The organism is Streptomyces aurantiogriseus, assembly GCF_014649375.1.
Classification (GTDB): Bacteria; Actinomycetota; Actinomycetes; order Streptomycetales; family Streptomycetaceae; genus Streptomyces; species Streptomyces aurantiogriseus.
The window spans coordinates 205,212-232,101 of record NZ_BMSX01000014.1 but is presented as its reverse complement, the minus strand read 5'-3'; the positions used below and the strand labels follow the sequence as shown (position 1 = coordinate 232,101).

Sequence of the window (26,890 nt, the reverse complement as noted above, 5' to 3'; positions counted from 1 at the left end):
CCAGGTCGCCTGCCGGCGCGCTGAATTCGGCGGTTTCGCCGCCCAGTGCGTGGACGACAGCGCCCCCGATGCGGGCGGCGTGCGTACAGGTCGTTCCCTACCTGATCAGACACCCCGCCCAGGCTCACAGGGCACACCACCGGACCGCCCGGCAACGGGCGTTGAGGAGAGACGTTGAGAGCGCGACGCATATGGGGGACCGCCGCCGCGGTGGCCGCCGGCGTGACAGGCGTGCTGGCCTTCCAGGGACTGGCCGGCGGCCCGACGGATGGCGGCGGCGGTCCGCAGTCCGGGCCGGTCAAGGCCTCCGTGCAGGACATCGCCCTGAGGCCCGGCGCGGACGGCAACGTGACAGTCGGTCAGCGGTCCACCAAGCCGTTCAGCCTGTTGGGAGTGAGCTGGACCGACCCGACGGCCAAGGCCCCGGGCAAGGTCGAGGCACGCACACGTGAAGCCAGGTCCGGTAGCTGGTCGCACTGGTTCACCATCGGGAACAACGACGCCCTCGGCGACGCCCCGGCCAAGGACGAGCGCGGCGCCACCGAGCCCTTCTGGGCCGGTCCCTCCAACGGCGTGCAACTCCGGGTCACCACAGGCGACAAGACGTCGGCCTCGCTGCCGAATGGCCTGCGGCTCGACCTCGTGGACCCCGGCAAGGCCGCCCCGGCCGACCCCGCCCCGGCCGCGTACACCGTCGACAGCGCGAGTCCTTCTCCCTCGGACAGCCCGACGGTGACCGACACGCCCACCGACACCGAGACGGCAACGCCCGGCGCCACGCCCACCGACACGGCGACCACGGCCACGGACTCTGCGTCGCCGAGCGCGTCACCGACCGAGTCGTCGACCAGCGCGACCCCGTCCGCCTCGTCGAGCAGCACGGCGACGACGTCGCCCTCGCCGAGCGCCTCCGCCACCGGCGGGCCGCCGTCGACCGTGCCGGAGCCGCCGATCGTCTCGCGCGCCGGGTGGGGCGCCGACAGCACGGGCATCACCCCGGAGGATCCCCCGACGTACGACGCGGACGTCAAGGCCGTCTTCGTCCACCACACGGACGGGACCAACGACTACAGCTGCGCCGACTCCGCCTCGATCGTACGTGGCATCTACATCTACCACGTCAAGACCAACGGCTGGAACGACATCGGCTACAACTTCCTCGTCGACAAGTGCGGCACCCTCTTCGAAGGCCGCGCCGGCGGTGTCGACAGACCGGTGCTCGGCGCCCACACCTACGGCTGGAACCGGGAGTCCTCCGGGATCGCCGTCCTGGGTGAGTACACGTCCGCCGGCGCGTCCCAGGCCGCGCTGACCTCGATCGCCCGCCTCGCCGCGTGGAAGCTCGGCCAGTACGGGGCCGACCCGGGCAGCACCGCCCAACTCACCGCCGGGGCGACCCAGAACAACTACTTCGGCACGAGCTACACCGTCGGCACCAAGTACACCTTCAACCGGATCTCCGGCCACCGCGACGGCTACAACACCCAGTGCCCGGGCAGCGCGCTCTACGCCCAACTGCCCACCATCCGCAGCTGGGCCTCCGGTCCCGTCGCCGGCCTGAAGCTCACCTCGATCACCGGCGCGGGCCTGTACAGCTCGACGTACTACACCAAGGCCGGCATCACCGTGCACTGGTCCGCCACGACCCCGGCCTCGCTGATCTCGAGGTTCGAACTGCTCGTCGACGGCAAGGTGGCCGCGACCGCCTCCGGCTCCGCCACCTCCGCCTCGGCCACCCTCGCCGTGGGCACCCACAAGGTCGCCGTACGCGCCGTCCACCAGTCCGGCAGGACGGCGACCAGCACCGCCGCGACCGTCGTCGCCGAGACGACCGCCCCGACCTTCACCACCGCACCGCAACCGACCCTGCGCACCGGCACCGTCAACACCACCGCCGTCCCGGTCCGCCTCGCCTGGAAGGCCACCGACAACGCGGCTCTGCAGTACGTGAAGCTGCTCTCCCCGACCACCGCGACGTACGGCCCGACGACCACCGCCGCCAACCTCACCGCCAAGCCGGGGACCGCCTCCACCTGGTCGATGCGTGCCTACGACTACGCGGGCAACTCCCGCACCTCCTCGCCCTCCTACACCCCGGTCGTCCTGCAGGAGACGGCCGCCACCAGGTCCGGAAGCTGGACCACCCGCTCCTCCACCAGCTACCTCGGCGGCACGTCCTACTCCAGCGGCTCCAAGGGCGCGAGCCTGACCTGGACGTTCACCGGCCGCTCCGCCGCCTGGGTGGTCTCCCGCGCCTCCACCTCCGGCCAGGTGTACGTGTACGTCGACGGCACGAAGGTCGCCACCGTCGACCTGCGCTCCTCCACGACGATGTACCGCGACGCCATCTGGACCAGGTCCTGGTCCACCAGCGCCAAGCACACCGTCAAGATCGTGGTGGTCGGCACCAGCGGCCGGCCGACCGTCACCACGGACGGCCTCGTGTACATCAAGTAACCCGGCCGCTCGACACCGCCCAGGGGCCCGGATCGTGTGCGACCGGGCCCCTGGGCGGCGCGCTTCCTCGGGGAGCCGAGGCCGAGCCGTGGCCCGCCCGCCGGCTTCCGGGCCGTACCACCGCACCGTGCGCGCCACAGGCGCGGGCTGCCCGGGGCTTGCCGCCGACCGACAGCTGCCCGCGCACGGCCGCCTCGGTCCCCAAGGTCGAAGCCCTCATGGGCTACCTCGCCGAGGTCGTGGCCAAGGAGAGCCTCGTGCCCGGTGGCTTCGGCTGGACCATGCTGGAGGCCCACAAGGCGGGACAGATCCCCGTCGAGGGTGCGATCGGCCTGCTCGCGGGCTATGTCGTGGCCGCCTTCGACACCACCATCAGCGCGATCTCCAGCGGCATGTGGCTGTTCGCCCGCCACCCCGACCCGTGGGACCTGCTGCGCGCCGACCCGGCCCTGGTGCCCTCCGCGTTCAACGAGATCGTCCGCGTCGAGAGCCCCATCCAGGTCTTCTCCCGCGTCACCACCCGAGAGGTGGACCTGGGCGAGGGCGCCGTCATCCCCTCCGGTGCCCGCGTCCTGCACAGCTACGGTGCCGCCAACCGCGACGAGCGCCACTTCCCCGACCCCGACCGCTTCGACGTCCGCCGCAACCTCGTCGACCACCTCGGCTTCGGCTACGGCAACCACGCCTGCGCGGGCCAGGGCCTCGCCCGCCTCGAGGTGCACGCCGTGCTCAAGGCCCTGGCCGCCCGCGTGGAACGCATAGAACTGGCCGGCGAGCCGGTGCGCGCCCTCAACAACATCACCCGCGGCTTCCGCAGCCTGCCCGTACGCGTCAGCTGATGTCCGCTCCGCGACGGCATGCCGAGCCGCTCGACAGCGAGGCGGACCGGCGTCGACGACGGCCATCGACAGGTCCGATGCAAGGAGCGGGAAGCGATCCACCCCGCGCAGTTCAATCTGGCGGGCCGACTGCGGGGCGGGTGAATCGGGTTCGCCGAGAGGGGGCGTTCGCCGAGAGGGGGCGTTCGCCGAGAGGGGGATGACTCGCCGAGAGGAGGATGAGGGGAAACCCCGATGCCGGGTGGGGGCCGGATTCGGGAGCGGGTCGGGGACCATTGCGTCCATCGCCCGGACTACTTGCTCACCTGGGCGAGTTGGAGGTTCCGGACGGCAACGGCGCCGCGCGGCCGGGCATCCCGCATCAGCACTGAGTGGGGGCCCGGGACGGGTGCGCGCCCTGTGATACTGACGGGATGCAGCCGACACCAGAGCCACAGCCAGGGGTGCCCCCGCACCCCGTGACGGCTGACGCGCCGGAGGCGATAGCGCGCCCGCTGCTCACCCAGTCCTGGCTCGACCTCACCTTCCTCCACTGGGCCGCGGACCCGGCCGACGTGGCCGGTCTGCTGCCGTCGGGGACCGTGCCCGACACCCTGGACGGCGTCACCTATGTCGGTCTGGTCGCCTTCCGGATGCACCGCGTCGGCTGGCTGCACCTCCCGGGCGTCCCCTACTTCGGCAACTTCCCGGAGACCAACGTCCGGCTCTACTCGGTGGACGCGCACGGACGCCGCGGAGTGGTCTTCCTGTCACTGGACGCTTCTCGCCTGCTGCCCGTGGTGGTCGGCCGGATCGGCTTCCGGATGCCTTATCTCTGGTCCCGCATGGCCGTCCACGCCGACGGCGACACCGTCACCTACACCAGCTCCCGCCGCTGGCCCGGCCCGCGCGGAGCCCACAGCCGCATCACCGTGCGGGTGGGCGAACGGATCGAGGAGCCCACCGGGCTGGAGCACTTCCTGACCGCGCGCTGGGGCATGCACGGCGCCTTCTTCGGCCGGCCGATGTATCTGCCCAACGCCCACCCGCGCTGGCCCCTGCACCGAGCCGACCTGGTCGAGTGCGCAGAGGATCTGGTGGTGGCGACGGGCCTGCCGAAGCCGGTGGGGGAGCCGGTGAGTGTCCTGTACTCGCCGGGCGTCCCGGCCCGCTTCGGCCGTCCCGCCCGCCCGGCCGGTATTCCGACGCCCTGACCGCGGCAGCCGGATCGATCAGGAATCGAGAAGCACCTGTCTTGGAGCCCCGTCTAGCCTGATCGTCATGGACATCACGATTCACACGAGCGCCCTCCCGCATGACGACCCGGAAGCGTCCCTGGCCTTCTACCGCGACGCCCTCGGCTTCGAGGTCCGCAGCGACGTCGGGCAGGGCAAGATGCGCTGGATCACGGTCGGCCCCGCCGGTCAGCCCGACACGTCCATCCTCCTGGCGCCGCCGGCCGCCGACCCCGGGATCACCGAGGACGAGCGCCGCACCATCGTCGAGATGATGGCCAAGGGCACCTACGGCTGGATCCTGCTGGCCACCCGGGACCTCGACGGCACCTTCGAGAAGCTGCAGGCCGGTGACGCCGAGGTCGTGCAGGAGCCGACCGAGCAGCCGTACGGGATCCGCGACTGCGCCTTCCGCGATCCCGCGGGCAACCTGGTCCGCATCCAGGAACTCCGCTGAGCCGTCGACGAAAGAGGAGTTCTCTCATGTGTCACCCCTCGTGGGCGCGCGCACGCGCCGCTGCGCAGCGCCTGAGCGACCTCGCGCGACTGCGCCGCGTCCGCGACCGGATCGACCGCGCGTACGCGCAGCCGCTGAACGTCGAGACGCTCGCCCGCGGCGTGAACATGTCGGCCGGGCACCTCAGCCGCCAGTTCCGGCTGGCCTACGGCGAGTCGCCGTACGCGTACCTGATGACGCGACGCGTCGAGCGCGCGACGGCGCTGCTGCGCCGGGGCGACCTCAGCGTCACCGAGGTCTGTCTCACGGTCGGCTGCTCGTCGCTCGGCACCTTCAGCACCCGCTTCACCCAACTGGTCGGCATGCCGCCCAGCGCCTACCGGCGCCGCGTGACCGCCGCTGCGGCCGGGATGCCGCCGTGTGTGGCGAAGCAGGTGACAAGACCGGTCAGGAAGCAGGAGGCGCCGGTCACCGAGCCGCACCTGGTGTGAAGGTCATGGCATCCCACGCATCCGTCACCCACGACGTGTACGGGGTCGCACCGGCTCGCCATCCCCCACTCGAATGAGGCCTCACTGCCGCTGCACCCTCCGCCACGGGTCTTCCGCCCCGGGCCTTCCGGCGTCGGCGGGAGGCCCGGCGAGTCACAGGCGCAGGACGATCAGGGCGGTGTCGTCGGTGGCGCCGGTGGGTGGGAGGAGGTCGGCCAGGAGGGCGTCGGCCAGGGCATCGGGGTCGGATCGCCGGTGTCGGGTGAGGGCGTCGGCGAGGCGGGCCAGACCGGTGTCGATGTCCTCGGTGCGGCGTTCGATCAGCCCGTCGGTGTACAGGACCAGGGCCGCGCCTTCGGTGAACGGCGTGCGGGCCTGAGGGCGGGGAACGTGTTCCGGACGGGCGCCGAGCGGTGGATCGGTGGCCCGGTCGAGGAAGGCGACGGTGCCGTCGGGGTGCAGCAGGGCGGGCGGAGGGTGGCCGGCGCAGCTGTACGTGATGGAGTGGTCGTCCCAGTCGATGAACGTCGTCGCCACGGTGGTCGACTCGGCGCCGTCGACGGAGCGGGCGTACAGGCCGAGGACGTCCAGGGCCGGAGCCGGGCCGCCGGCAACGCGGCAGGCCGCGCTCAGGGCGCTGCGCAGCTGCCCCATGACGCAGGCGGCCGCGAGCCCGTGGCCGACGACGTCGCCGACGGCGACCGCGAGGTTCCCGCCGGGCAGGTCGACCAGGTCGTACCAGTCGCCGCACACGTTCAGGGCGCCGACGGCGGGTCGGTAGCGCACGGCCGCCTGGTGCTGCGCGACGGGCCGGGGAGCGGGCAGCATCGCCGCCTGCAGGGCCAGGGCGACCTCTCGTTCACGGGCGTGCGCCGTGCGAAGGCGTTCGTTGACCTCCTGGAGTTCCCGGGCGCGGGTGTAGAGCTCGGCCTCCAGGACACGAGCCCTGGTGTCGGCGGCCGGGCCGGCGTGCGTGTCGCCGCCCGGACCGCCGCGCGCGCGGATGAGTTCGGTGATCTCCTCGACCCGGTGCACGATCAGCGCCACCCGTCCGTCGGGGCCGTGGACGGGGGCGTTGACGGGGCTCCAGTAGTGCTCCTCCCAGTGGCCGGGCCGTTGGGGATCCTCGATGTCGTAGCGGAGCAGCGCCATCGTGTCGCGCTCGCCGGTGGCCACCACGCGGAGCATCGACGCCTGGGTCTCCCGCATACCGGCCGCGGCCGGCTCGTTCGGGTTCTCGGGGAAGACGTCGAAGATGTAGCGGCCCAGGAGTTGCTCGCGTGTGCGCCCGGCCAGCCGCACGAAGTCGTCGTTGGCGTCGACGTACACCAGGTCAGGGGTGAGCAGCGCCACCATCCCGGGCAGGGCCCGGAAGACCGCCGCATAGTCGATCTGCGGATCCCTCATGTCCTGCCTGCCTCGGCGCCGAGCGTGACTGTGCCGTTCCACGATAGGAGCGAACACACCAGGGGGCCCGCCAGCACGCTCGTGGCCGGCCGCCCGGAGCGGATGAGCGGCACGGGACCGAAAGACCGACCGCGGGAGGGCTGTCGCGTCCCTCGGTGCGGCCGGTCCGTGTCCGCCTCCCCGCATGCATAGCTGGCTATGATCTGGAGCCATGACGCACCGGAGGAACCAGGCATGACGGACGCGCTGCCTCGTGAGGAGTCACTCGGTTACCAGGTGAACCACCTGGCCCGTCTGTTCGCTCAGGCTCTTGCTGTCCGCATCGCGCCGTACGGCGTCGTTCCCGGGCAGTTCGCCCCGCTGCTCGCCCTGTTCGAACAGGACGGTCTGTCGCAACGCGAGTTGTGCGACCGGGTTCGCATCGAGCAGCCGACCATGGCGAACACCTTGCAGCGGATGGAGCGGGACGGCCTGGTCCGGCGCGTGCCCGACCCGTCCGACCGGCGCCGCGCGCACGTCCGTCTGACCGAACGTGCCCGAGCGATCGAGCAGGAACTCGTCTCCGCGGCTTTGGCGGTGAACGGTGCCGCCACGGGCGGGCTCACCGACGCGGAGATCGCGACGTACCTGGACCTCACCGCGCGAATGATGCGCAACCTGGAAGCAGATGGCGGACAGTAATGCGGCACACCCCGTCCGCCCTCGTCCTGCCGACGCGGTGAACCGCTCCGACGCAGCGGCCGGAGGCCCGACTTGACGGTGCCGCAGATCCTTGGGGGCCTTCCTCACCCGACCACCGAGGGATCAGCGCCCCGCCGCGAAATCGCCGCCGGCCGCCCGTACACCCCGAGGAGCGCGGGCGGCCGGCGGAGTGTCGGCGGCGACCGCGTTCACGCGTCGCGTCGCTTGAGCAGGACGGCCGCGCCGGCCAGGAGCACGACGATGTAACCGGCGAACACCGCGAACCCGGAACCGGCTGACAGCGAGTCACCGGAACTCCCCACCGTCATGAACGCGTTCGCCGCGTTCGACGGCAGGTACGGGCCGATGGCGTCGTTCCAGCTGCTCGGCAGCAGCTGGATCAGGCCCGGCAGCACGAACAGCGCGCCCACCACGGTGGTGATCGCTCCGGCCGTGTTGCGCAGCAGGACGCCGACCGCCAGGCCGATCAGCCCGGCACCGGTCAGGTAGACCGCCGCGCCGATCACCGCGCGGAACACCCCCGGATCCGACAGCGCGGCGGTGGCCATGTCGCGGGAGGACAGCACCGACTGACCGGCCAGGAAGGCCCCCAGGACCGCGACGGACATGAGCACGAAGCTCACTACCGCGAAGACGACCACCTTGCCCCACAGCACCGGCAGGCGCGCCGGTACCGCGGCGAGCGTGCCGCGGATGGACCCGGTGGCGTACTCGCCGGCGCTCATCAGGACCCCGAGCACCGCCACGGCCAGCGCGGCGAGGTTCACCCCGCCCAGGCTGATCGAGGTCGGGTCACTGAAGTCGTCCTGTCCGGGGCCCTCTCCCGAGCCGACCAGACTGCTCAGCAGCAGCCCGAGGCCGATGACGAGGGCCACGGTGATCGCCAGCGTGTAGAGCGTCGAGCGCAGCGACCGGAGCTTGATCCATTCCATGTGGACGACGCGCGGGAAGGTGACCCGCAGTCCGCCCGCAGGCCGGCCGGCGGTCCCGGTCGTCCTCTGTGTGTCCTGTGGGCCGAGGGCGGTGGTGCTCATCGGTTCGTCCTTCCGGCGGTGGCGAGTTCCGTGGTGGTGGCGTGGTACTCGACGGCGTCGCGGGTCAGCTCCATGAACGCCTCCTCCAGCGACGCCTCCTGGACGAACAGCTCGTGCAGCACCACGCCGGCGGCCGCGGCGCGTTCGCCGATCTCGGCGGCCTCCAGGCCCTGGACGTGCAGCAGACCGGGTTCGTCGCTGCTGACCGCGACGCCGTCGCCCGTCAGCAGGTCGCGCAGGGACGCGGCCTGTGGGGAGCGCACCCGTACGCTGCGGCGGGAGGACCGGGCGACGAAGTCGGCGAGCGGGCCGGCGGACAGCAGCCGGCCGCGCCCGATCACGATGAGGTCCTCTGCGATCAACGCCATCTCACTCATCAGGTGGGAGGAGACGAAGACCGTCCGCCCGCCGTCCGCGAGGTCCTTCAGCAGGTTGCGGATCCACAGCACCCCTTCGGGGTCCAGACCGTTGACCGGCTCGTCGAGCATGACGATCCGCGGGTCACCCAGCAGCGCCGAGGCGATGCCCAGTCGTTGCCCCATGCCCAGCGAGAACCCGCCCGCGCGTTTGTGGGCCACCTCCGTCAGGCCGACCATGTCGATCACCTCCAGCACCCGCTGCTTGCCGATGCCGTTGCTCGCCGCGAGAGCGAGCAGGTGGTGATAGGCCGAGCGGCCGGGGTGGATCGCCTTCGCCTCCAGCAGCGCCCCGATCTCCTGCAGCGGGGCCTTGTGCTGCTCGTACGGGCGGCCGTTGACGCGGACCGTTCCGGACGACGGCCGGTCAAGTCCCATGATCATGCGCATCGTCGTCGACTTGCCCGCGCCGTTGGGCCCGAGAAAGCCCGTCACCACTCCAGGACGCACGGCGAAGCTCAGCGCGTCGACCGCGAGCTTGTCCCCGTACCTCTTGCTGAGGTCGTTCACCTCGATCACGTTCTACCTCCGGGCTGTTCGAGGCTTCAAGACTCTTGGAGCGGGGGCGCTTTTGCGTCGCCCTACGGCGGTCACTGCGCGTACCACGACCGCAGTACGCGGCCGTCGGCGGTAACGACCTGGGGCTGACGCCTGCCGCGCACCCCTGCTTTATATAGCTTGCTATGTAAACGTGGCCGAAAGTCGCTGGCAGTGAAGGTCGAGGGAGCAGCTCGTCTCCTCGGGGACGGGCTGCCGCTCCGACCGGACCGCGAGGAGCGTCCGGAAGTCCGTTCGGCCCGTCGGAAAACCCTCGCAGACCTGCTCCGGATGTCGGTTTTCCCGGTTCTGGGCGCTGTGGCTGGCTCGGGCCAGGGCAGTGCCTCGAAGGCTTCCTCGTGTCAGCCGAGTGCGGCGTCGCCGCGCCACGAGGGAGAGTTTCGTGAACGCCACGCCAACGGTGAACGAGCCGCGAGAACGGCAGGTGGCCACACTGGTCATGGCCTGTCTCGGCATGTTCGTCGATGGGCTCATGTCTCGCCCCCTTGCACTCATCACCGGTGCCTCGTCCGGCATCGGTGCCGCGTACGCCCGCCTTCTCGCGGACGACCACGACCTCGTGCTGGTGGCCCGGCGGGCCGATCGCCTTTCCGAGCCGGCGGACGAACTCCGCACCACCGGCGCCGCGGTGGAGGTCCTGCCCGCCGATCTCGGGACGCCCGAAGGCATCGCCGCGGTGACCAAGCGCCTGGCCGCCGGCGATGTCCGCCTGCTGATCAGCAACGCCGGAGCCGGCGGCTACGCCCCGCTCGTCGATGTCGCCCCGGACGAGATCGACCGCCTGCTCACCCTCAACGCCGTCGCACCCGTCCAGCTCGCCCGTGCCGCCCTCCCCGGCATGCTGGCCGCCGACGACGGCGCCGTCGTCACCGTCGCCTCGCTGCTTGCCTTCAGTGCCGGACAGGTCGATCCGCACATGCCGTCCCGCACCCTGTACGCGGCCGCGAAGGCCGCCACGGTGGCCTTCACACGGACCCTCGCCCACGAGGTCGCCGACACCGGTGTCCGAGCCCAGGTGGGGTCTGCCCCGGGTTGGTGGCGACCGACTTCAACGACGGAGCCGGCCGTGGCGTTCCCGTCGCCATGACCCCGGAAGGCGTGGCCCAGGCCGGCCTGGCCGGTCTGCGTCTGGGCGAGACCATATGCGTCCCCGGGCTGGAGGACCGGACCGCAGCTCTCGATGCCCTCCTGGCCGCCGAGACCGCCCTCCTGTCGGGCGGGAACCGCCCGACTCCCGCAACCCGCTACAGCCGACCGCGGACTCACTGAGGACGAGCCGCCGGAGGAGCACGCGCTGCCGCCGCTCCCCGGCGGCCCGTCACGGCGCTCGCCCCGTCATCCACCTGGTGGTGCGCCCCTCGATCACCCGTCGCCGGGGAGCAGAGGGGCGGGGGATCAGATCTTGCCCAGGAGCCGCCAGATCTGGTTCTTCTTGCTGCCGAGGGCGCTCGCCGGGTCGCAGGTCCACTGGTGGATCAGGGCCCGGGGCTGGGTGGAGACGTGGGAGACGTCGACGCACTTGCCGCTGTGGACGGCGACGAGTTGGTGGTCGTGGCTGTTGCCGAGCGCGCTGACGGGGTTGAGGGTGAACATCTGGTTGGTCCGGCCGTTGCAGGTGTACTGGGTGACGGCGGCGCCGTCGGCCGTGGCGGCGCCCGCGATGTCCAGGCACTTGCCGCTGTGCTCGTTGACGACGGTGTAGGTGTTCGGCCGGCCGGCGACCGGCCTGAGGTCGAGCATCTGCTGGTAGCCGCCCTCGCAGTAGTACTGCTGGTACTGCGTGCCGTCGGCGGTGCTGAGGTCGGTGTCGTCCAGGCACTGGCCGCTGTTCTGGCTGACGGCGACCGTGGACACGGTGGTGTCGGACGGCGGCAGGAGGGTGACGGTGTAGCCGTCCTTGGCGTTCGACCAGGGGATGTTCAGCGCGGCGGCGTTGCCGCTGACCGGCAGGGTGGTGTCGGAGATCGTCTCCGGGCCGGTCACCGCGGCGCCGTTGTCGTACGGGACACGCTGGACGACCGCCCGGACCCGGCTGTTCTCCACCACCGACGTCGTGCCCAGGCCGGTGAGGTGGACGGTGACCGTGCCGGTGTTGCCGTTGCTGCCCAGCAGCAGCTTGGCGTTCCTCGCGGCGTTGTCCTTGGTGGCGAGGCCGTCGGTGCCGGTGCCCGGGGTCAGTTTGACGATGTTGCCGGTCTGGGAGCCGTAGTAGCGGTACATGAACCACTCGCCGAGCGGCACGTACTGGCCGGCGCTGTTCTTGGTGAGGAGGTTGGCCGCGTAGTCGTGCAGGTTGCGGCCCGAGGCCCAGTTGGCCCGCAGTCCGTCGGCGCCGGCCCGTTCGAGGCGGCCGATGTACCAGGCGCCGCCGCCCGGGGTCTGCATGTCCACCGGGGCGTACTCGTTGATCTGGTACGGGCGGGTGTTGGTCAGGCCGGCCGCGGCGAGGGTCGAGTTGGCGCGGCCGACGTCGGTGACCGGGTCGCCCGGCAGGTCGTGCCAGCTCCAGATGTCCGGAGCGACGTTGTCGGCCTTGGCATGGGTGAGGAAGGTCGTCCACCAGGTGTTGGTGGAGTTCGGCTGCCGCGCGGTGCTGGGGCCGACGATGAGCTGGTTCGGGAACGCGGCGCGTACCCGGGCGTGGAAGCGCGACCACATCTGCAGGTACTGGTTCTGCGAGGCGCCCCAGAAGATGCTGAGGTCGGGCTCGTTCCACAGGTCCCACTGGACGGTCATGTTGTTGGCGCGTACGTCGGCCATGAGCTGGGTGACGAAGTTGTCGAACTTCGTCCAGTCACCGTTGTCTCCGGGCCAGCCCTGGCTGGTGGTGCCGTCGGCGCCCCACAGGTCGTGCGGGAGCAGGACGAACGTGCCGCCGAGGGCGACGGTGCGCCTGTACTGGGCCAGGGTGGCGTTCCAGCGGGTCTGGTAGGCGGCGAGGCTGGTGGCGTAGCCGCCGTTGTTGAGCTGGGCGCCGCCGGCCCGCATGAAGTGCCACTTGATGTCCTTGAAGAAGTGGTCCTGGGGCAGCGAGCCGTCCGGGGTCATCCCGTAGATGATTCCGGAGGCACGGTGGGCGGGGGCGCCTCCGGCGGTGGCGAAGTCCACCGTGACGCTGGTGTCGGCGGCGTGCGAGGCGGTGGCGGGCAGCAGGCTCGCCGCCATGGTCGCCAGGAGGACGGCGGTTGTGGTCAGCAGGCGTGGTGAACGCAGGTGCATGAGCGGCTCTCCCGGGTGTCGGGGGGTCCCGGGCCGTTCGCGGCCCGGGCGAAGGAGGGGCCCGGGCCGGTGAGGGCCCGGGCCGTCCGCCGGGCTACTTCTCTGCGAGCGGTGTGACCGCGAGCTGGTCGATGACCGGCGCGTACGGGGAACGCTGGTCGTACTGGTTGTAGGTGTCGCCGTTGAAGTCGGGCAGCTCCTCCGCCGTGAAGGTGAGCCGGTTCGTGCCCTTCTTCAGCGTCACCGGGACGGCCAGTTCCCAGAAGTTGTTGAAGTGGAAGGTCGTCGGGAACAGCACCCTGCGGGCCGGTCCGCCGTTGACCGAGAGGTCGGCGTGACGGGCGATCGGGTCGGGGTTGTAGTGGGTGGCGGGCGCCTGTTCGGCGTTGGAGTAGCGGATGGTCACCGCGTGCCGCCCGGACCGTCCGGCGACGACATCGACGGTGAGGGCGTTGGCCTTGCCGTCGCCGATGTCGGTGACCGCCTTGCCGCCGGAGGCGAAGGGGTGGGCGCCGGTCACCTCGGCGGCCCCCGTCAGGGTGCCGTCCTCCGCCTGGTACACCTTGGTCGTCAGGGCGCCGCCGGCCGGGGAGACCCGCAGCCGGTCGAGGACCAGTGCGCGTGAGGCGCCCGTGACGGTGATCTTGTTGACGCCGCCGGACAGGAACATCCGGACCGTGTCGGTGCCCTTCTTGCCGCCCCCCGCCTTGGGTACGTCGAGCTTCTCGCCGTTGAGGGACAGGCTCGCCCGGCCGCCGCCCAGGTGGTCGACGGACACGGCGGCTTCACGGTCGGTGGGGGAGTGGACCCAGAAGGTCGCGGAGTCGCCCTTGGCCAGGGGTACGGCGCCGGGGCCGGAGGCACCGGGGTAGGTGTAGCCGGGCCGGGCCGCGGAGAGGGTGGCGTACTCGGCCTCGTAGATCGCCGGCGCGGTCACGTGTCCGTCCCGCAGCGACAGGTCGACCTTGTCGATGATGGCGTCGCCCTTGGTGACGCCCAGGTCGGGGTCCTTCGCGGCGAGTGTGATCCGGTGCTTGCCGGCGGTCAGCTGCACCGTGGTGTCGGTGTGGCCCCAGACCACCCACTTGTAGCCGAGCGGGAGCCGCAGCTCCTGCGGGTCCTTGCCGTCCACGCGCAGGAAGACGTTGGTGGGACCCTGTTCCTTCACCAGGTCGTACAGGTTGTAGGAGTTGGCGAACACGCTCAGGTCGTAGGTGCCGTCCTGCGGGACCTCCACGTCGAAGGTGAGGACTCCGTCGGAGCCGGTGCGCAGGCCGCCGACGTTGTAGGCGCCGGACGTCGCGAACTTCCCGACCTGGGAGGGCGATCCCTCGGGGCCGTTCTTGGAGTAGCCGCTGCCGGTGTAGGTGGCGTTCTCCGCCTCGTACGTCTTCCGCCAGCTCACCGAGGGCTCGGCCGATACGCCGCCGTTGCCGCCGGGGGAAAGGACGACCTGGTACGCCGACATCTCGTTCATGCCGGTCATGGGGAGGGTCACGGTGCCGTCCGCGCCGACCTCGAGCTCCTGGTCGGCCAGTCGCAGCGGCTGGGAGGAGTCGCCGACCTGTCCGGTCCACGGGATCTCCTGCACGGTGGCGTGCACGGTCGTGCCGAACAGCTTCGGGTCGATGTTCTTGAAGACGACGTCTGCGTCGCCGCTCTTGCCGCCGAAGATCGCCCGGGACTGCTTCTTGGCCTCGTCGAGTGTGGCGACGCCCTGGAGCGTGTACTGCTGGTTGGGGTGCGGGGCGGTCACCTGGACGGTGTGACCGGACATCTGGCCGTAGGCGTTGAACAGCCACCACTGGCCGTTGCCCTTGTTGGCCTCGACGGCCGAGTCGTTGAGGTTGCCGTCGATGTTCCAGTACGCCAGGTCGGCGTCGATCTTGGACTCCTCGATGGCGGAGACCCACTGGACGACCTGGCCGGGCACGGAGAGGTGGTAGTTGTGGCCGTACTCGTTGACGTTGATCGGCAGCGGGTCGATGCCCACCTCCTTCTCCATCTGCCGGTACTTCGCCACGTTCGTACGGACCGCGGCGGGCGACGACAGCTCGTGCCAGGTCATCACGTCCGGGACCACGTCGTTGGCCTTGGCGTACTGCAGGAATCCCTTGACCTGGCTGTAGAGCACGCTGGTGTTGGGACCGGCGATCCGGGCGTCCGGGTCGAGGCCCTTGATGAGGTGGTAGACCTCCTTCCAGGCCGCGAAGTAGTACTGCGGGTCGTTCAGCCAGGAGATCTTGTTGTAGCTCCACTGGCCGGTGCCGAACATGTTCCCTTCGGGTTCGTTGAAGGGGACGTAGACGACGTGGTCCTGGTAGTCGCCCATGGTCAGGACCTGCTGGACCTGCTTCTTGATCTTCTCCTTGAAGTCGGCGAGCCGCGCCGGACCGTCGGCGCCCGGCCACTGGTAGGGGAAGCCGCGGTAGATGTCGGTCATGTAGATGTAGACGTCCTTGCCGCCGGAGTCCACGAACGGCGGCAGCATCTCCAGGGCGTCCGCGCCCGGGTGCTGGGGTCCGTCCTGTGCCTTCGTCGACACGGTGCGGACGTGCATGCCTTCGAGGACGTTGCGGCTGGGCACGCCGTCGCCGTAGACCCCGTACAGCGAACCGGAGGCGCCGCCGTGGAAGGCGCCGGTGTCGGAGGCGAGGTCGATGGTGAGCCGTTCGGGTTCCGCCGCGCGGGCTGTGCCCGTGGCGGCGGGTACGGCGAGCAGGGCGGCGAGGGCTGTGACGGCGGTGGCACCGGCGCCGGCTCTGGTTCTGCTGCGTGTGCGTCGCACTGAGGTCTCCGTGGGTGATTCGTCCCATGATTCGAACCGGTTCGATGCTGGTCGAGCTGGAGAGGCCTGGAATGGAGAGGCTCGAGCCGGGGGACTGTCGGGCTGCTGGGCGGCTTCGTCGAACCGGTTCGCCGGAAGCTAGCACCGCCGGAAAAGGGCCAGCAATACCTCCGACACGGATTGAACGGTGCTTTCCCGAAAGTGCGCGCAAGGCATTGACAGCCGCTCCGGCCGCTCCTAACTTCCCTTCACGCGAACCGGTTCGACAACCGGCTCGCTTTCGAACCGGTTCGACCGAGGAGTGCCGTGAACATCGGTGAGATCGCCAAGCGGGCCGGTGTCTCGCGGAGCACTGTGTCCTACGCGCTGAGCGGCAAGCGCTCGGTGTCGGAGGAGACCCGCCGCAAGATCCAGCGGGTCATCGACGAACTGGGCTACCGGCCCAATGCCAGCGCACGCGCCCTGGCCAACGGCCGGACCAGCACCATCGGCCTGGTCTTTCCGCCGGCCGGCACCCACTACACCGGGATGCAGCTCGACTTCATCGGCAGCGTGGTGGAGGCCGCGGCGGCCTACGACTACGACGTGCTGCTCTCCCCGAGCGGCGTGGACAGCGACCGCTCGTTCCAGCGGCTGCTGGGGGAGCGGCGCGTCGACGGCGCGATCCTCATGGAGATCAGGCTCCAGGACGACCGGGTCGACCACCTCGTCGCCGAGAACTTCCCCGCCGTCTCCATCGGCCGCACCGCACACCCGGACGGCGACTGGTGGGTCGGCCTGGACCACACCGCGCTGGTCGAGGCCTGCGTCCACCACCTCGCCGACCTGGGCCATCGCAGGATCGCCTTCGTCAACCGCCCGGAGCACCTGCTGCGGGCCGGCTACGAGTCGGCGCACCGCGGGCTGGACGGCTTCACGAAGGCCGCGGCCGAGCGCGGACTCACCGTACGGACCTACTGCTGCGGGGACGACGCCCCCTCGGGGCAGGCGTGCCTGGAGCGGATCCTGCACGACGACCCGGCCACCACGGCGCTGGTCACCCTGAACGAGGCCGCGCTCGGCGGTCTGTACCGGGGTCTGGCCGTGGCGGGCCGCCATGTGCCGCGCGACTTCTCCGTCACCGGGGTGGTGGCCGGCCGGTGGGCGGAGACGGTGACCCCGCAGCTCACCGCGGCGGACGTACCGGCGGAGCAGATGGGACGACTCGCCGTCGAACTGCTCGTGGAGCGGCTCGACCATCCCGACGCCTCGCCCCGCCACCACCTCCTGGCGCCGCCCATCTCCCTGCGCGCCAGCACCGGACCCGCCCACGCGCACCGGGACTCCGGCTCCGGCTCCGGCTCCGACGACTGACACCAACTCCCTTCCTCCCCGCGGCGCCTGGGGAACCTCCGCCGCTCCTTCACCGGCCCTGTCGGCCGGCCGGCTCACGACTGCTTCCTCGGCATGCCCTTGCCGAAAACGTGCCGAATTCACCGCCGCATTCACAAAGGAACGCGTCATGAACAGAACCACCGGACGACGGCTGACCGCCGTGGCCCTCACCGTCGTCGCCCTCGCCACCGGCACCACCGCCTGCTCGTCCGGCGGCAGCTCGTCCGCGAAGGGGGACGACAGCGGCACGTACACCCTCTGGGACCCGTACCCGCAGTTCGCCAAGGACTCGGCGTGGGCCAAGCTGCTGGACGGCTGCGGCAGCAAGGCGGGCGTGAAGGTCGAGCGGACCGCGTTCGACACCAGTGACCTGACGAACAAGGTGCTCCTGGCGGCGCAGCAGGACAACTCCCCGGACGTGCTCATCGTCGACAACCCGGTGGTGTCGACCCTGGCGGAGGCGGGAGTGCTCACCACGACCGACGACAACAAGCTGGACACCTCGAAGGTGGACCCCAACCTGCTCGCGGCCGGGCAGTCGGGCGGCAAGACGTACGGCACGCCCATCGGCGCCAACACCCTCGCCCTCTACTACAACAAGGAGGTGCTGAAGGCCGCGGGTGTCGATGTCGCCTCGATCAAGGACTGGCAGTCGCTGACGGCGGCGCTGGAGAAGGTGAAGAAGGCCGGCAAGAAGGGCATCACCTTCTCCGCGATCGGCACCGAGGAGGGCAGTTTCCAGTTCCTGCCGTGGTTCTGGGGCTCGGGGGCGAAGCTGACCGAACTCGACTCCGCCCAGGGAACGTCGGCGCTGTCGCTGTGGACCGACTGGCTGAAGAAGGGCTACGCCCCCAACTCGGTCATCAACAACACCCAGACCACCAGCTGGCAGGAGTTCGCGAGCGGGGACTACGCGTTCGCCGAGAACGGCACCTGGCAGCTCGCCAATGCCGACAAGGCCGGCTTCGACTACGGCGTCCTGCCCATCCCGGCCTCGAGCGGGGGCAACGCGGCGGCCCCGACCGGCGGGGAGTTCGTCACCGTCCCGGTCCAGGGCGACACCGGCCGCTACGCCACCGCGCAGAAGCTGGTGACCTGCCTGACCAGCACCGAGAACCTGTACGCCACCGACACCACCCTGTCGTACGTGGCCCCCACCAGCGAGGTCCAGGACAAGCAGATCGCGGCCGACGCCGAGTTGAAGCCCTGGGTCGAGGCGGTCAAGGCGGCCAAGGGACGCACCAGTGACGACCTCGGGACCAAGTACCCCAAGATCTCCGAGCAGATGTGGAAGGCGGTCCAGTCCGCCCTCAGCGGTGCCCAGTCGCCCGAGGACGCGCTGGGCAAGGCCCAGTCCGCCGTCAAGTAGCCAGGGATTCCCGGTCCGCAGATGAACCACACGACACAGCTGCCGGACCGCCGGTCCGCGCGCGCCGGGACCGGGGTGGCCACCGCCGCCCCGCCCCCGGCCCCCGCGCGAGCACGGCGCCGTCCGACCTCCCAGCAGTGGGCCGCCTGGGCCTTCCTCGCCCCGGTCACCCTCTACCTCGTCCTCTTCTACGCCTATCCCCTCTACCGCAACATCGATCTGAGCCTGCGCCACTACACGGTCCGTTCCTTCGTCCAGGGCGACGCCCCGTTCACCGGCCTGAAGAACTACGAAACCGTCTTCGACGACCCGACCTTCGCCCCGGCCCTGGTGCACACGGTGGTGTTCACGGCCGTCTGCCTGGTCTTCCAGTACGTGATCGGCCTGGCCCTCGCGGTCTTCTTCAACCAGCACTTCCGGCTGTCGGCGACCCTGCGCGCCCTGTTCCTGGTGCCCTGGTTGCTGCCGCTGATCGTGTCGGCCTCCACCTGGTCGTGGATGCTCAACAGCGACTCCGGCATCGTCAACGCCGCCCTGAACGCCGTCGGTATCGGTCCGGTGAACTGGCTGACCTCGCCGTCCTGGTCGCTGACCTCGGTGATCATCGCCAACATCTGGATCGGCGTCCCGTTCAACCTGGTCGTCCTCCACAGCGGCCTGCAGTCCATCCCGCACAGCCTCTACGAGGCGGCCGCCCTCGACGGCGCGGGAGCCTGGCGGCGCTTCTGGAACATCACCTTCCCGCTGCTGCGGCCGGTGTCCGCCATCACCCTGCTGCTGGGCCTGGTCTACACGCTCAAGGTCTTCGACATCATCTGGATCATGACCAAGGGCGGCCCGGCGGACTCGTCCACCACCTTCGCCACCTGGTCCTACCGGCTCGGCTTCGGCAACCTGCTGCCCTCCTTCGGCCCCGGTGCGGCCGTCGGCAACCTGCTCGTCGTCGCCGCCCTGGTCTTCGGCCTGGTGTATCTGAGGGTCCAGCGAAAGCAGTACGCCTCATGACCACCGCGACGACACGACGACCACGCCCCCGTCAGGCACGGACCGCCTGGTGGAAGACGGCCACAGGGCTCGTCCTCACCGCCGTCATGCTCTTCCCGGTCTACTGGATGCTCAACGTGTCCCTCACCCGTGACCAGGACATGCGCAAGAGCCCGCCGGACCTGTTCCCCGTCCACGGCACGCTGGAGGGCTACCGCAAGGTCCTGGACGAGCAGTTGCCCTACCTCGGCACCAGTCTCGTCATCGGTCTGGGCACCGTCGTCCTGACCGTGGCGCTGGCCGCGCCCGCCGGATACGCGCTGGCCCATCTGCGCCCGCGCGGCGGCGGTGTGATCGGCTTCCTCTTCCTGGTCGCCCAGATGATCCCGGGCATCATCATGGCGATGGGCTTCTACGCCTTCTATCTCAGCCTCGGCCTGCTCCAGTCGGTGCCCGGTCTGATCGTCGCGGACTCCACCCTGGCGGTCCCGTTCGCGGTGCTGATCTTCACCGCGTTCATGTCGGGGATCCCGGAGGAACTGCTCCAGGCCGCGAGGACGGACGGCGCCGGGCCCCTGCGCACGTTCTGGTCGATCGTGCTGCCGATGAGCCGCAACGCGGTCGTCACGGTGTCCCTGTTCGCGTTCCTGTGGTCCTGGTCCGACTTCGTCTTCGCCAGCACCCTCGCGAACGGCGGCGCGCACGAGCCGATCACCCTCGGCATCTACCACTACATCGGCAACAACAACCAGGAGTGGAACGCCATCATGGCCACCGCCGTCGTGGCCTCCCTGCCCGCCACGGTGATCCTCGTCCTCGCCCAGCGCTACGTCGCCGCCGGCGTGACCGCCGGAGCCGTGAAGGACTGAACTCCTCCCGGCCTACCGCCGGTTGGGTTCCCCTGGTCTTCCCCTGCTGACTGGTCTTCCCCTGCTGAAGAAACGAGTAAGTCCACATGACCGCCGCCCCGTCCGGCCCGGCCTTCTCCGTCCACGACATCCCGTTCAGCACGCACGGATCCTGGTTCGGCATCTCCCCGGTCCTGGCGGAGAAGACGTACGCCGAGGACCTCCACCTCGTCTCCCACCAGAACGGCATGCACGCCGTTCTGCGCCTCGTCCCTCTCGACCCCGCCCGGGGTGACCGCGCCGAGACGCGGGTCGAGGCGACACCGGGCCGGCTCAGCTGGACCCTGCAGGGCCGACGTGTCGACCTCGCCTACGAGTCGCCGGACACCGTACGCCTGCGCGGGAACGGGCTCGGCCTGCGCATCGCCGCGGCGGCCGGGACGCTGACGCCGTTCACGGGCACCTACTTCTTCCGCGACCCGGTGGACGGGGCGTACGTGTTCACCTCGTACGAGACCGGGCGCCGCTACCGGGTCACCGTACTCGCCGGCGTCGTGGCCGACGCCACCGGCGGGCAGGCCCTGGGCGGTGCCGACCGCGGGCTCACGATCACCGCGGACGCCGGTGGAAGCTGGGAGGCCGCCGTCGAGGAGTTCGACAGCGCACGCCGTCCCTACCGCGCCTGGACGACGTTCGACGAGGTCGTGGCCGCGGCGGAGCGGGCCTTCGCCGACTTCGCCGACGCGGTGGCCCCCTGGCGCTCCTCCAGTACCCCGGCCGCCGAACTCGCCGTGTACGTCCTGTGGTCGGCGACCGTCGACCCGGCGGGTCTCGTCACCCGGCCGGCGGTGCTGATGTCCAAGCACTGGATGGACAAGGTCTGGAGCTGGGACCACTGCTTCAACGCCCTCGCCCTGGCACCGGGGGCGCCCGCACTGGCCTGGGAGCAGTTCTCGCTGCCGTTCGACCACCAGGACGACAGCGGAGGCCTGCCCGACTCGGTGACCCACTCGGAGGTCCTGCACAACTTCGTCAAACCCCCCATCCACGGCTGGACGCTGTCCCACCTGCGCAGACGCCTCTCCGAACCCCTGGACCGGGCCGAACTCGCCGATGCCTACGCGCGGTTGCGCCGCTGGACGGACTTCTGGCTCACCGCACGCCGAGCACCGGACGCCGCCCTGCCCCACTACCAGCACGGCAACGACAGCGGCTGGGACAACGCCACCACCTTCGACCCCGAGCGCGTGGTCGTCACCGCCGACCTGGCCGCCTTCCTCGTCCTCCAGCTGCGGGAACTCGCCGCCCTGGCAACGGAACTCGGCCGTGGCGACGACGCCCGCGGCTGGACACGTACCGCGGAGGTGACGCAGGCGGCCATGCTCGACGAGCTGTGGACGGGGGAGCGGTTCGTCGCACGGGGCGCCCACAGCGGCGACACCTGGGGCAGCTCCAGCCTCCTCGACCTGATGCCCATCGCGTTGGGCGAGCACCTGCCCGAGCACGTCGCCAAGACGCTGGCCGCCCGGATCGAGGCCCACCTGACTCCGTACGGCCTGGCCACCGAGCTGCCCACCTCACCGCATTACCGCCCCGACGGCTACTGGCGCGGCCCGATCTGGGCGCCCGCCACCGTCCTCGTCGAGGACGGCCTGCGCCGCGCCGGCCAGCACCGCCTCGCCGACGAGATCAGCGCCCGCTTCCTGCGCCTGTGCGAAACCCACGGCTTCGCGGAGAACTTCGACGCCCTCACCGGCACGGGCCTGCGCGACCGCGCCTACACCTGGACCGCCGCCGGCTACCTGATCCTCGCCGAGGCCCACGTACTCCGGCACACGGCACCCGGGGTGCGGTCCGGCTGATGACGGCACCGGCGGGCCGAGCGGGGCCTCTACTCCTTCCTGAGGACGATGTCGAAGCGCGCCGAGGTCCACGGGCCGGCCGACCGCCGGCCGTCGGGCGTCGGCGTGCCGGCCTGGTGACGGTCGAAGGGGCGGACGAGCGACTCCTTCACGCCGAAGACCGAGTCGCTGTCCAGCCAGGGGTCGTCCGCGACGAAGATGTGCGTGATGAGCGGCTGGAAGCCGGGCGCCGTCACCTTGAAGTGCAGATGCGGTGCCCGCATCGGTGAGCGGCCGGCGTGCCGGAGCAGCAGGCCGACGGGGCCGTCGTCCGGGATCGGGTACGGCGTGGGAGTCAGGCCCCAGAAGCGGTAGCCGCCCTCGGCGTCGGTGAACAGGTGCGCGCGACCGGCGAGGGCGCCGGCGCCGTCGTCGTACTGGACGTCGTACATCCCGTCGTCGTCGGCCTCCCACACCTCGATGCGGGCCCCCGAGACCGGGGCGCCACCGGTGTCCGTGACCGTGCCGCTGACCCAGGAGGGCTCGCCGCTCGCGCCGCCGGCGATGTCCCCGCCGAGCTCGATCTCCGGCGAGTCCTGGACGAAGAACGGGCCGAGGACGGTGGACTCGGTCGCGTCGCCGAGGCCCGGCTCGTTCACCGCGACGGTGAGCATGGAGATGCCGAGGACGTCCGAGAGCAGGACGAACTCCTGACGGGTGTCGGTCGTGAGGTGGCCGGCAGCCGTCAGGAACGCGATCGCCGCCGACCACTCGTCCTCGGTGAGCCGGGTCTCCCGCACGAACGCGTGGGCGTGCCGTACAAGGGCCTGCATCACCTCGCGGAAGCGTTCGTCCTTCGCGGTGTCGAAGCTCGCGACGACCTTGTCGGTGAGGTCCTGTTCAGTCATCGGTGCGTTCTTCCGTGTCGTTCCTGCGAAAGTCCGGGTCGTTCGTGCGAAGGCCGGTGACAGGGACCGGCACGGGGGTGTCGCCGCGGTACGCGCGCCCCAGCAGTTCACGCATCTCGCCGTGGGCGACCCGGCGCGGGTTGGAGTCCGGCACCTGTGCCATGACCAGGTCGGTGGCCCGGTCGAGCTCCCGCTCGGCGAGGCCCAACTCACGCAGGGAACACGGGGGTTCGAGCTTCGCGTAGAGGTCGAGCAGTGCGCCCAACGGGTCGGCGGTACTGCCGAGCCCCGCTTCGAGGAGCCGCGCCGCGTCGGGTGCCGCGGGCAGGTTGAGACCGACCACGTGCGGCAGGACCACGGAGTGCAGGGCGGCGTGTTCGAGGTCGTACGCGCCGCCGAGGACGTGGCACACCTTGTGGTGCAGCCCGGAACCGGCGCCGGCGAAGGCGACCGCGCCGAGGTAGGTGCCGAAGAGGATGTCGCGGCGGGCCGGGACGTCCTGGCCGTCGGCGACGATGCGCTGCAGCGAGGACGCGAGCCACCGGACGCCCTCTACGGCCAGGGCGGAGCTGATCGGGTTCTGCCGCGGCGCCCACCACGCGTCGACGCAGTGGGCGAGCGCGTTGAGCCCCGAGGTCACCGACAGCCGGGCCGGCAGCGACAGCATCAGCGTGGCGTCGTAGACGATGACCCGGGGGAGCACCTTCGGGTCGACGCCGGTGCGCTTGTGGCCGTCCTCGGTGAGGCCCCAGACGGGGGTCGCCTCGGAGCCGGCGTAGGTGGTGGGGACGGCGAGGACCGGCAGCCCGGTGGTGAGCGCCGCGGCCTTGGCCGTGCCCGTGGTCGATCCTCCGCCGACGCTGAGCAGCAGGTCGGCCGCGTACTCACGGGCGGCCGACCGTACGGCCCGCGCCACCTCGGCCGGCACATGGGGCCGGACATCGCTGAAGACCGCCACGACGGGGAGGTCCTTGCCGAGGTCCTCGGCCAGGGCCCGCTCCCGGTCGGCCGCGATCACCAGGACCCGGCTCGCGCCGAGCCCGGCGACCTCGGCCGCCACGTCCTCCCGGGCGGTGCCCGAGCCGAAGACGACCCGCTGGCCCCAGGACTCGTGGACGACCGGCGACGGGAGCGGGTTCACGCCGCCACCGGCCGGGCCCGGGGCACGACGCCCGCCGCGACCGCCCCGACGAGGGCGGGGACGGCGAAGGCGTAGAAGGCCCACTCGATGTCGGCGCCCGAGCTGAGGACGAACGCGCCCAGGGACGGGCCGACGATCGCGCCGAAGCGGCCGATCGACAGGGCCCACGCGAGGCCGTTGCCCCGCACGGCGTCCGGATACCTGGTCACGATGAACGCGTTGCCGAGGATCTGCGAGCCGATGAACCCGAATCCGCTGATGAACATGAGCACGAACATGACGGGCGTCGGCGGGCGTGTGCTCATCGCGATCAGACTCACCGTACCGACCAGGAACGCGACGACCACGACCCGCTTGGCGCCCAGCGCGTCCGCGATCCGGCCACCGACGATCGCCCCGACACCGACGCCCAGCCACATGGCCGCCGTCTGCAGCAGCGCCGAACCGAGGGAGAAGCCGGCGGCCTGCATGATGCTCGGCAGCCAGGTGCTGATGCCGAAGACGAGGAGGAGTCCGCAGAAGGACATGGCCCAGAAGAGCACGGTCGAGACCGCGAGCCCGCCCGTCAGCAGTGAGCCGAGGCCCAGCCAGCGACCCGGGTCCGAGGTCGGCGTGGCGTCCGACGGCGCGAGGCCGAGCCGCTCCTCCACTTCCCGCGCCTCGGCCGTGCGGCCCGTGCGCCTGAGGTGGAACGGGCTCTCCGGCAGCCGGAGCACCAGCGGCAGGGCCAGGAACACCGGGAGCACGCCGATCACGTACAGCCAGCGGTACGAGACGTCGGGGAGCAGGGCCGTGCCGAGCAGCGGGGAGAGCAGGGCGCCGGCCGCGTAGCCGCTCATGATCAGGGCGACGTTGCGGCTGCGGCGGCCGGGCTCGCTGAGGTCGGCGACGAAGGCGTTGATCGTGGGAAGCACGACGCCGAGGCCGAGACCGACGACGAGGCGTCCGGCGCCGAAGGACGGGACGCCGCCGGCGGCCGCGCAGACCGCCATGCCGACCGTGAACACGACGGTGCCGACGAGCAGGAGCCGGCGCGGGCCGGTGCGGTGGACGAGGGCTCCGGCGAGGGCCGCGCCGATCAGCATCCCGATGCCGACGAGTGAACCGATGGTGCCGGCCTCGGCCTTGTCGATGCCGAGCGAGGGGTCGCCCAGGATCGCGGGGACCGTGACGCCGTACACGGCGAGGTCGTAGCCCTCGAGGGACGCCACGACCCAGGCGGCGATCAGCATGAACGTGCTCGCGGGCACGCTGCGGACGGTCGGGCGTATGGCGGACGGTGCGGTCATGGCCGGGTCCCTTCTCCGACGGTGGCAGGAGCCTGTACGGGCTCGACTGCGTTGGCAAGTGTCTTCAGCAGCGCCGGGACGTCGGACAGGACGCCCGCGGTGCCGAGGATGTAGAAGTCGGGCCGCCACAGAACGGCGGCGCGGTCGGTGTCGTCGAACCAGCGCCCGTAGACGCCGCCGACATCGGTGATCCCCTCGGTGGTGAGACGGCGATCGGTGAGGTGGTGCACGGCGACGCCGAGCCGGGCGGCGAGCTCGGCGGTCGAGGCGTCGAGCGCGGCGCCACCCCGGCCGTCGACAAGGAGGACGAACCCGCGGCCGAGCACCTCGTCGAAGAGTCCCGCGGTGCCGTGCGACTCCACCCGGCCCTGCGGCATCAGGTGTCCCGCCTGCGGGGACTCGTCGCGCAGGCCCGGGCCGAGGCCGGGGAAGCGCATCTTCTCGGGGCGGCCGTTCGCCTCGCGCAGCGCGATCAGCCGGGCGTCCCGCTCGGCGGCGGCCACCGGGTCGCGCATCGTCTGGACGCGGCCGAGCTCGATGCCCTTGGCGATGATGGCCCGCACATGCGGCTCGCGTTCGCTCTGGTACGTGTCGAGCAGCGCGTCGTCGGCGCCCCGCAGCACGGCGTCGAGCTTGAACGCGAGGTTCTGGGCGTCGCGGATGCCCGAGCACATGCCCTGCCCGAGGAACGGCGGCATCTGGTGGGCCGCGTCCCCGGCGAGCAGGATCCGGCCGCTGCGCCAGCGCTCCGCGACGAGCGAGCGGAACGTGTACGTGGCGACGCGGATGAGGTCGGCCTGCCCGCGGTCGACGTAGGCGGCGACCCGTGCCCACACCCGGTCGGGCTCGCGTTCGACGGAGAACGCGTCCTCCGAGTCGAGCATGAAGCTGAACCGGTGGTGGCGCGGGCCCAGCGAGATGATCGAGACCGGCTGCTTCGGGTCGCACACCTGACGGGCCTTGGGGATGTCCGCGGCACCGGTCAGACGGAAGTCGCAGACCATCCACGGCTCGGAGAACCCGTGGTCCTCCTGCCCGATGCCGAGCCAGGAGCGGGTGAAGCTGTTGCCGCCGTCGCAGGCCACGACGTACCGGGCCGAGACGGCCGTGTCGTCGCCCGCGACCTCGATGTCCACGCCGTGGTGTGTGGTCCGCAGGCCGGTGACCCGGGAGTCCATCCGGACCTCGACGTTCCCGAGTCCGCGGACCAGGCCGTCGAGGGCGTCCTCCAGGTACGGCTGGTACATCATGTACCACTCCGCCCAGCCCTGGCCGCCGACGGCGGCGAAGTCGTGCTCGATGAGCAGCTCGCCCGCCCCGTTGCGCCACTCGTAGTTCCGCTGGGCGTGCACCGTGGGCAGCAGGTCGTGGGAGATGCCGAGGAGGTCGAACGTCCGCATCGTCTCGTCGTCGAAGATCGCGGCGCGCGGAAGGTTGTAGAGGGTGGGGTAGCGCTCCAGCACGATCACGTCGTGGCCTGCCCGACCGAGCAGTGCCGCCGTGACCATGCCCACGGGCCCGTACCCGATGACGGCGACGTCGTACATGTGCGTG

At 71.0% G+C, this 26,890-nt stretch carries 21 protein-coding genes; 12 read left to right on the top strand and 9 right to left on the bottom strand.

Annotation, left to right across the window (positions count from 1 at the left end; translation table 11 throughout):
- Window positions 1–174: 174 nt before the first annotated feature.
- The 5 genes from IE263_RS28205 to IE263_RS28185 all read left to right on the top strand — a co-directional run bounded on the left by IE263_RS28205 (window position 175) and on the right by IE263_RS28185 (window position 5,458).
- Window positions 175–2,457, top strand: a complete 2,283-nt coding sequence (locus tag IE263_RS28205) for a peptidoglycan recognition protein family protein (RefSeq protein ID WP_189940628.1) — start codon at window positions 175–177, stop codon at window positions 2,455–2,457.
- A gap of 158 nt (window positions 2,458–2,615) precedes the next feature.
- Window positions 2,616–3,296: a cytochrome P450 gene (locus tag IE263_RS28200; protein ID WP_229911197.1), complete on the top strand. Its 681-nt coding sequence runs from the start codon at window positions 2,616–2,618 to the stop codon at window positions 3,294–3,296.
- Window positions 3,297–3,709: 413 nt separating this feature from the next.
- Window positions 3,710–4,489 (top strand): YqjF family protein, encoded by a 780-nt coding sequence (locus IE263_RS28195; RefSeq protein ID WP_189940627.1) that lies wholly within the window; start codon window positions 3,710–3,712, stop codon window positions 4,487–4,489.
- Window positions 4,490–4,556: 67 nt separating this feature from the next.
- The gene (locus IE263_RS28190; RefSeq protein WP_189940626.1) at window positions 4,557–4,967 is read left to right on the top strand and encodes a VOC family protein; all 411 of its coding nucleotides are present in this window, start codon (window positions 4,557–4,559) and stop codon (window positions 4,965–4,967) included.
- Window positions 4,968–4,993: 26 nt separating this feature from the next.
- Window positions 4,994–5,458, top strand: a complete 465-nt coding sequence (locus IE263_RS28185) for a helix-turn-helix transcriptional regulator (RefSeq protein ID WP_189940625.1) — start codon at window positions 4,994–4,996, stop codon at window positions 5,456–5,458.
- 153 nt (window positions 5,459–5,611) lie between these two features.
- Here IE263_RS28185 and IE263_RS28180 read toward each other — a convergent pair whose 3' ends face one another.
- Window positions 5,612–6,865 carry a PP2C family protein-serine/threonine phosphatase gene (locus tag IE263_RS28180; protein ID WP_189940624.1) on the bottom strand — a complete coding sequence of 418 codons (1,254 nt, stop codon included), beginning with the start codon at window positions 6,863–6,865 and terminating at the stop codon, window positions 5,612–5,614.
- A 234-nt stretch (window positions 6,866–7,099) separates the two neighbouring features.
- On the opposite strand from IE263_RS28180, the gene IE263_RS28175 reads away from it, so the two are divergent.
- Window positions 7,100–7,546 carry a MarR family winged helix-turn-helix transcriptional regulator gene (locus IE263_RS28175; protein WP_189940623.1) on the top strand — a complete coding sequence of 149 codons (447 nt, stop codon included), beginning with the start codon at window positions 7,100–7,102 and terminating at the stop codon, window positions 7,544–7,546.
- Window positions 7,547–7,755: 209 nt separating this feature from the next.
- Here the strand turns inward: IE263_RS28175 and IE263_RS28170 are convergent, their stop codons facing one another.
- Window positions 7,756–8,601, bottom strand: a complete 846-nt coding sequence (locus IE263_RS28170) for an ABC-2 transporter permease (RefSeq protein WP_189940622.1) — start codon at window positions 8,599–8,601, stop codon at window positions 7,756–7,758.
- Window positions 8,598–9,536, bottom strand: coding sequence for an ATP-binding cassette domain-containing protein (locus tag IE263_RS28165; RefSeq protein WP_189940621.1), 939 nt, complete (start codon window positions 9,534–9,536; stop codon window positions 8,598–8,600). Before IE263_RS28165 ends, IE263_RS28170 begins: the two co-directional genes overlap by 4 nt.
- A 421-nt stretch (window positions 9,537–9,957) precedes the next feature.
- On the opposite strand from IE263_RS28165, the gene IE263_RS28160 reads away from it, so the two are divergent.
- Window positions 9,958–10,662, top strand: a complete 705-nt coding sequence (locus tag IE263_RS28160; protein ID WP_229911196.1) for an SDR family NAD(P)-dependent oxidoreductase — start codon at window positions 9,958–9,960, stop codon at window positions 10,660–10,662.
- A gap of 308 nt (window positions 10,663–10,970) precedes the next feature.
- Here the strand turns inward: IE263_RS28160 and IE263_RS28155 are convergent, their stop codons facing one another.
- Together IE263_RS28155 and IE263_RS28150 are read right to left on the bottom strand one after the other, a co-directional pair.
- Window positions 10,971–12,794: an RICIN domain-containing protein gene (locus tag IE263_RS28155; protein ID WP_189940620.1), complete on the bottom strand. Its 1,824-nt coding sequence runs from the start codon at window positions 12,792–12,794 to the stop codon at window positions 10,971–10,973.
- 94 nt (window positions 12,795–12,888) lie between these two features.
- Window positions 12,889–15,582 carry a carbohydrate-binding protein gene (locus IE263_RS28150; RefSeq protein ID WP_189940619.1) on the bottom strand — a complete coding sequence of 898 codons (2,694 nt, stop codon included), beginning with the start codon at window positions 15,580–15,582 and terminating at the stop codon, window positions 12,889–12,891.
- 306 nt (window positions 15,583–15,888) lie between these two features.
- Here IE263_RS28150 and IE263_RS28145 point away from each other — a divergent pair, with 306 nt between their 5' ends.
- The 5 genes from IE263_RS28145 to IE263_RS28125 all read left to right on the top strand — a co-directional run bounded on the left by IE263_RS28145 (window position 15,889) and on the right by IE263_RS28125 (window position 22,019).
- Window positions 15,889–16,935 carry a LacI family DNA-binding transcriptional regulator gene (locus IE263_RS28145; protein ID WP_189940618.1) on the top strand — a complete coding sequence of 349 codons (1,047 nt, stop codon included), beginning with the start codon at window positions 15,889–15,891 and terminating at the stop codon, window positions 16,933–16,935.
- A gap of 148 nt (window positions 16,936–17,083) precedes the next feature.
- The gene (locus IE263_RS28140) at window positions 17,084–18,325 is read left to right on the top strand and encodes a sugar ABC transporter substrate-binding protein (protein WP_189940617.1); all 1,242 of its coding nucleotides are present in this window, start codon (window positions 17,084–17,086) and stop codon (window positions 18,323–18,325) included.
- A gap of 21 nt (window positions 18,326–18,346) precedes the next feature.
- Complete coding sequence (locus IE263_RS28135; RefSeq protein WP_189940616.1) at window positions 18,347–19,330, top strand: carbohydrate ABC transporter permease; 984 nt, start codon at window positions 18,347–18,349, stop codon at window positions 19,328–19,330.
- Window positions 19,327–20,178 (top strand): carbohydrate ABC transporter permease, encoded by an 852-nt coding sequence (locus tag IE263_RS28130; RefSeq protein ID WP_189940615.1) that lies wholly within the window; start codon window positions 19,327–19,329, stop codon window positions 20,176–20,178. Before IE263_RS28135 ends, IE263_RS28130 begins: the two co-directional genes overlap by 4 nt.
- Window positions 20,179–20,264: 86 nt before the next feature.
- Window positions 20,265–22,019, top strand: coding sequence for an amylo-alpha-1,6-glucosidase (locus IE263_RS28125; protein ID WP_189940614.1), 1,755 nt, complete (start codon window positions 20,265–20,267; stop codon window positions 22,017–22,019).
- 29 nt (window positions 22,020–22,048) lie between these two features.
- Here IE263_RS28125 and IE263_RS28120 read toward each other — a convergent pair whose 3' ends face one another.
- The 4 genes from IE263_RS28120 to IE263_RS28105 are packed head-to-tail and all read right to left on the bottom strand — an operon-like array spanning window position 22,049 to window position 26,883.
- The gene (locus IE263_RS28120) at window positions 22,049–22,906 is read right to left on the bottom strand and encodes a hydroxyquinol 1,2-dioxygenase (protein ID WP_189940613.1); all 858 of its coding nucleotides are present in this window, start codon (window positions 22,904–22,906) and stop codon (window positions 22,049–22,051) included.
- The gene (locus IE263_RS28115) at window positions 22,899–24,047 is read right to left on the bottom strand and encodes a maleylacetate reductase (protein WP_189940612.1); all 1,149 of its coding nucleotides are present in this window, start codon (window positions 24,045–24,047) and stop codon (window positions 22,899–22,901) included. Before IE263_RS28115 ends, IE263_RS28120 begins: the two co-directional genes overlap by 8 nt.
- Window positions 24,044–25,336, bottom strand: coding sequence for an MFS transporter (locus tag IE263_RS28110; RefSeq protein ID WP_189940611.1), 1,293 nt, complete (start codon window positions 25,334–25,336; stop codon window positions 24,044–24,046). The genes IE263_RS28115 and IE263_RS28110 overlap by 4 nt, the downstream gene beginning before the upstream one ends.
- Window positions 25,333–26,883, bottom strand: a complete 1,551-nt coding sequence (locus tag IE263_RS28105) for a bifunctional 3-(3-hydroxy-phenyl)propionate/3-hydroxycinnamic acid hydroxylase (protein ID WP_189940674.1) — start codon at window positions 26,881–26,883, stop codon at window positions 25,333–25,335. The genes IE263_RS28110 and IE263_RS28105 overlap by 4 nt, the downstream gene beginning before the upstream one ends.
- Between the last annotated feature and the right edge of the window lie 7 nt (window positions 26,884–26,890).

Coding starts and splice junctions, on each gene's coding strand:
- IE263_RS28195 (WP_189940627.1), top strand. CDS start 3,710: ATGCAGCCGACACCAGAGCCACAGCCAGGGGTGCCCCCGCACCCCGTG.
- IE263_RS28190 (WP_189940626.1), top strand. CDS start 4,557: ATGGACATCACGATTCACACGAGCGCCCTCCCGCATGACGACCCGGAA.
- IE263_RS28185 (WP_189940625.1), top strand. CDS start 4,994: ATGTGTCACCCCTCGTGGGCGCGCGCACGCGCCGCTGCGCAGCGCCTG.
- IE263_RS28180 (WP_189940624.1), bottom strand. CDS start 6,865: ATGAGGGATCCGCAGATCGACTATGCGGCGGTCTTCCGGGCCCTGCCC.
- IE263_RS28175 (WP_189940623.1), top strand. CDS start 7,100: ATGACGGACGCGCTGCCTCGTGAGGAGTCACTCGGTTACCAGGTGAAC.
- IE263_RS28170 (WP_189940622.1), bottom strand. CDS start 8,601: ATGAGCACCACCGCCCTCGGCCCACAGGACACACAGAGGACGACCGGG.
- IE263_RS28155 (WP_189940620.1), bottom strand. CDS start 12,794: ATGCACCTGCGTTCACCACGCCTGCTGACCACAACCGCCGTCCTCCTG.
- IE263_RS28140 (WP_189940617.1), top strand. CDS start 17,084: ATGAACAGAACCACCGGACGACGGCTGACCGCCGTGGCCCTCACCGTC.
- IE263_RS28135 (WP_189940616.1), top strand. CDS start 18,347: ATGAACCACACGACACAGCTGCCGGACCGCCGGTCCGCGCGCGCCGGG.
- IE263_RS28130 (WP_189940615.1), top strand. CDS start 19,327: ATGACCACCGCGACGACACGACGACCACGCCCCCGTCAGGCACGGACC.
- IE263_RS28125 (WP_189940614.1), top strand. CDS start 20,265: ATGACCGCCGCCCCGTCCGGCCCGGCCTTCTCCGTCCACGACATCCCG.
- IE263_RS28120 (WP_189940613.1), bottom strand. CDS start 22,906: ATGACTGAACAGGACCTCACCGACAAGGTCGTCGCGAGCTTCGACACC.
- IE263_RS28110 (WP_189940611.1), bottom strand. CDS start 25,336: ATGACCGCACCGTCCGCCATACGCCCGACCGTCCGCAGCGTGCCCGCG.
- IE263_RS28105 (WP_189940674.1), bottom strand. CDS start 26,883: ATGTACGACGTCGCCGTCATCGGGTACGGGCCCGTGGGCATGGTCACG.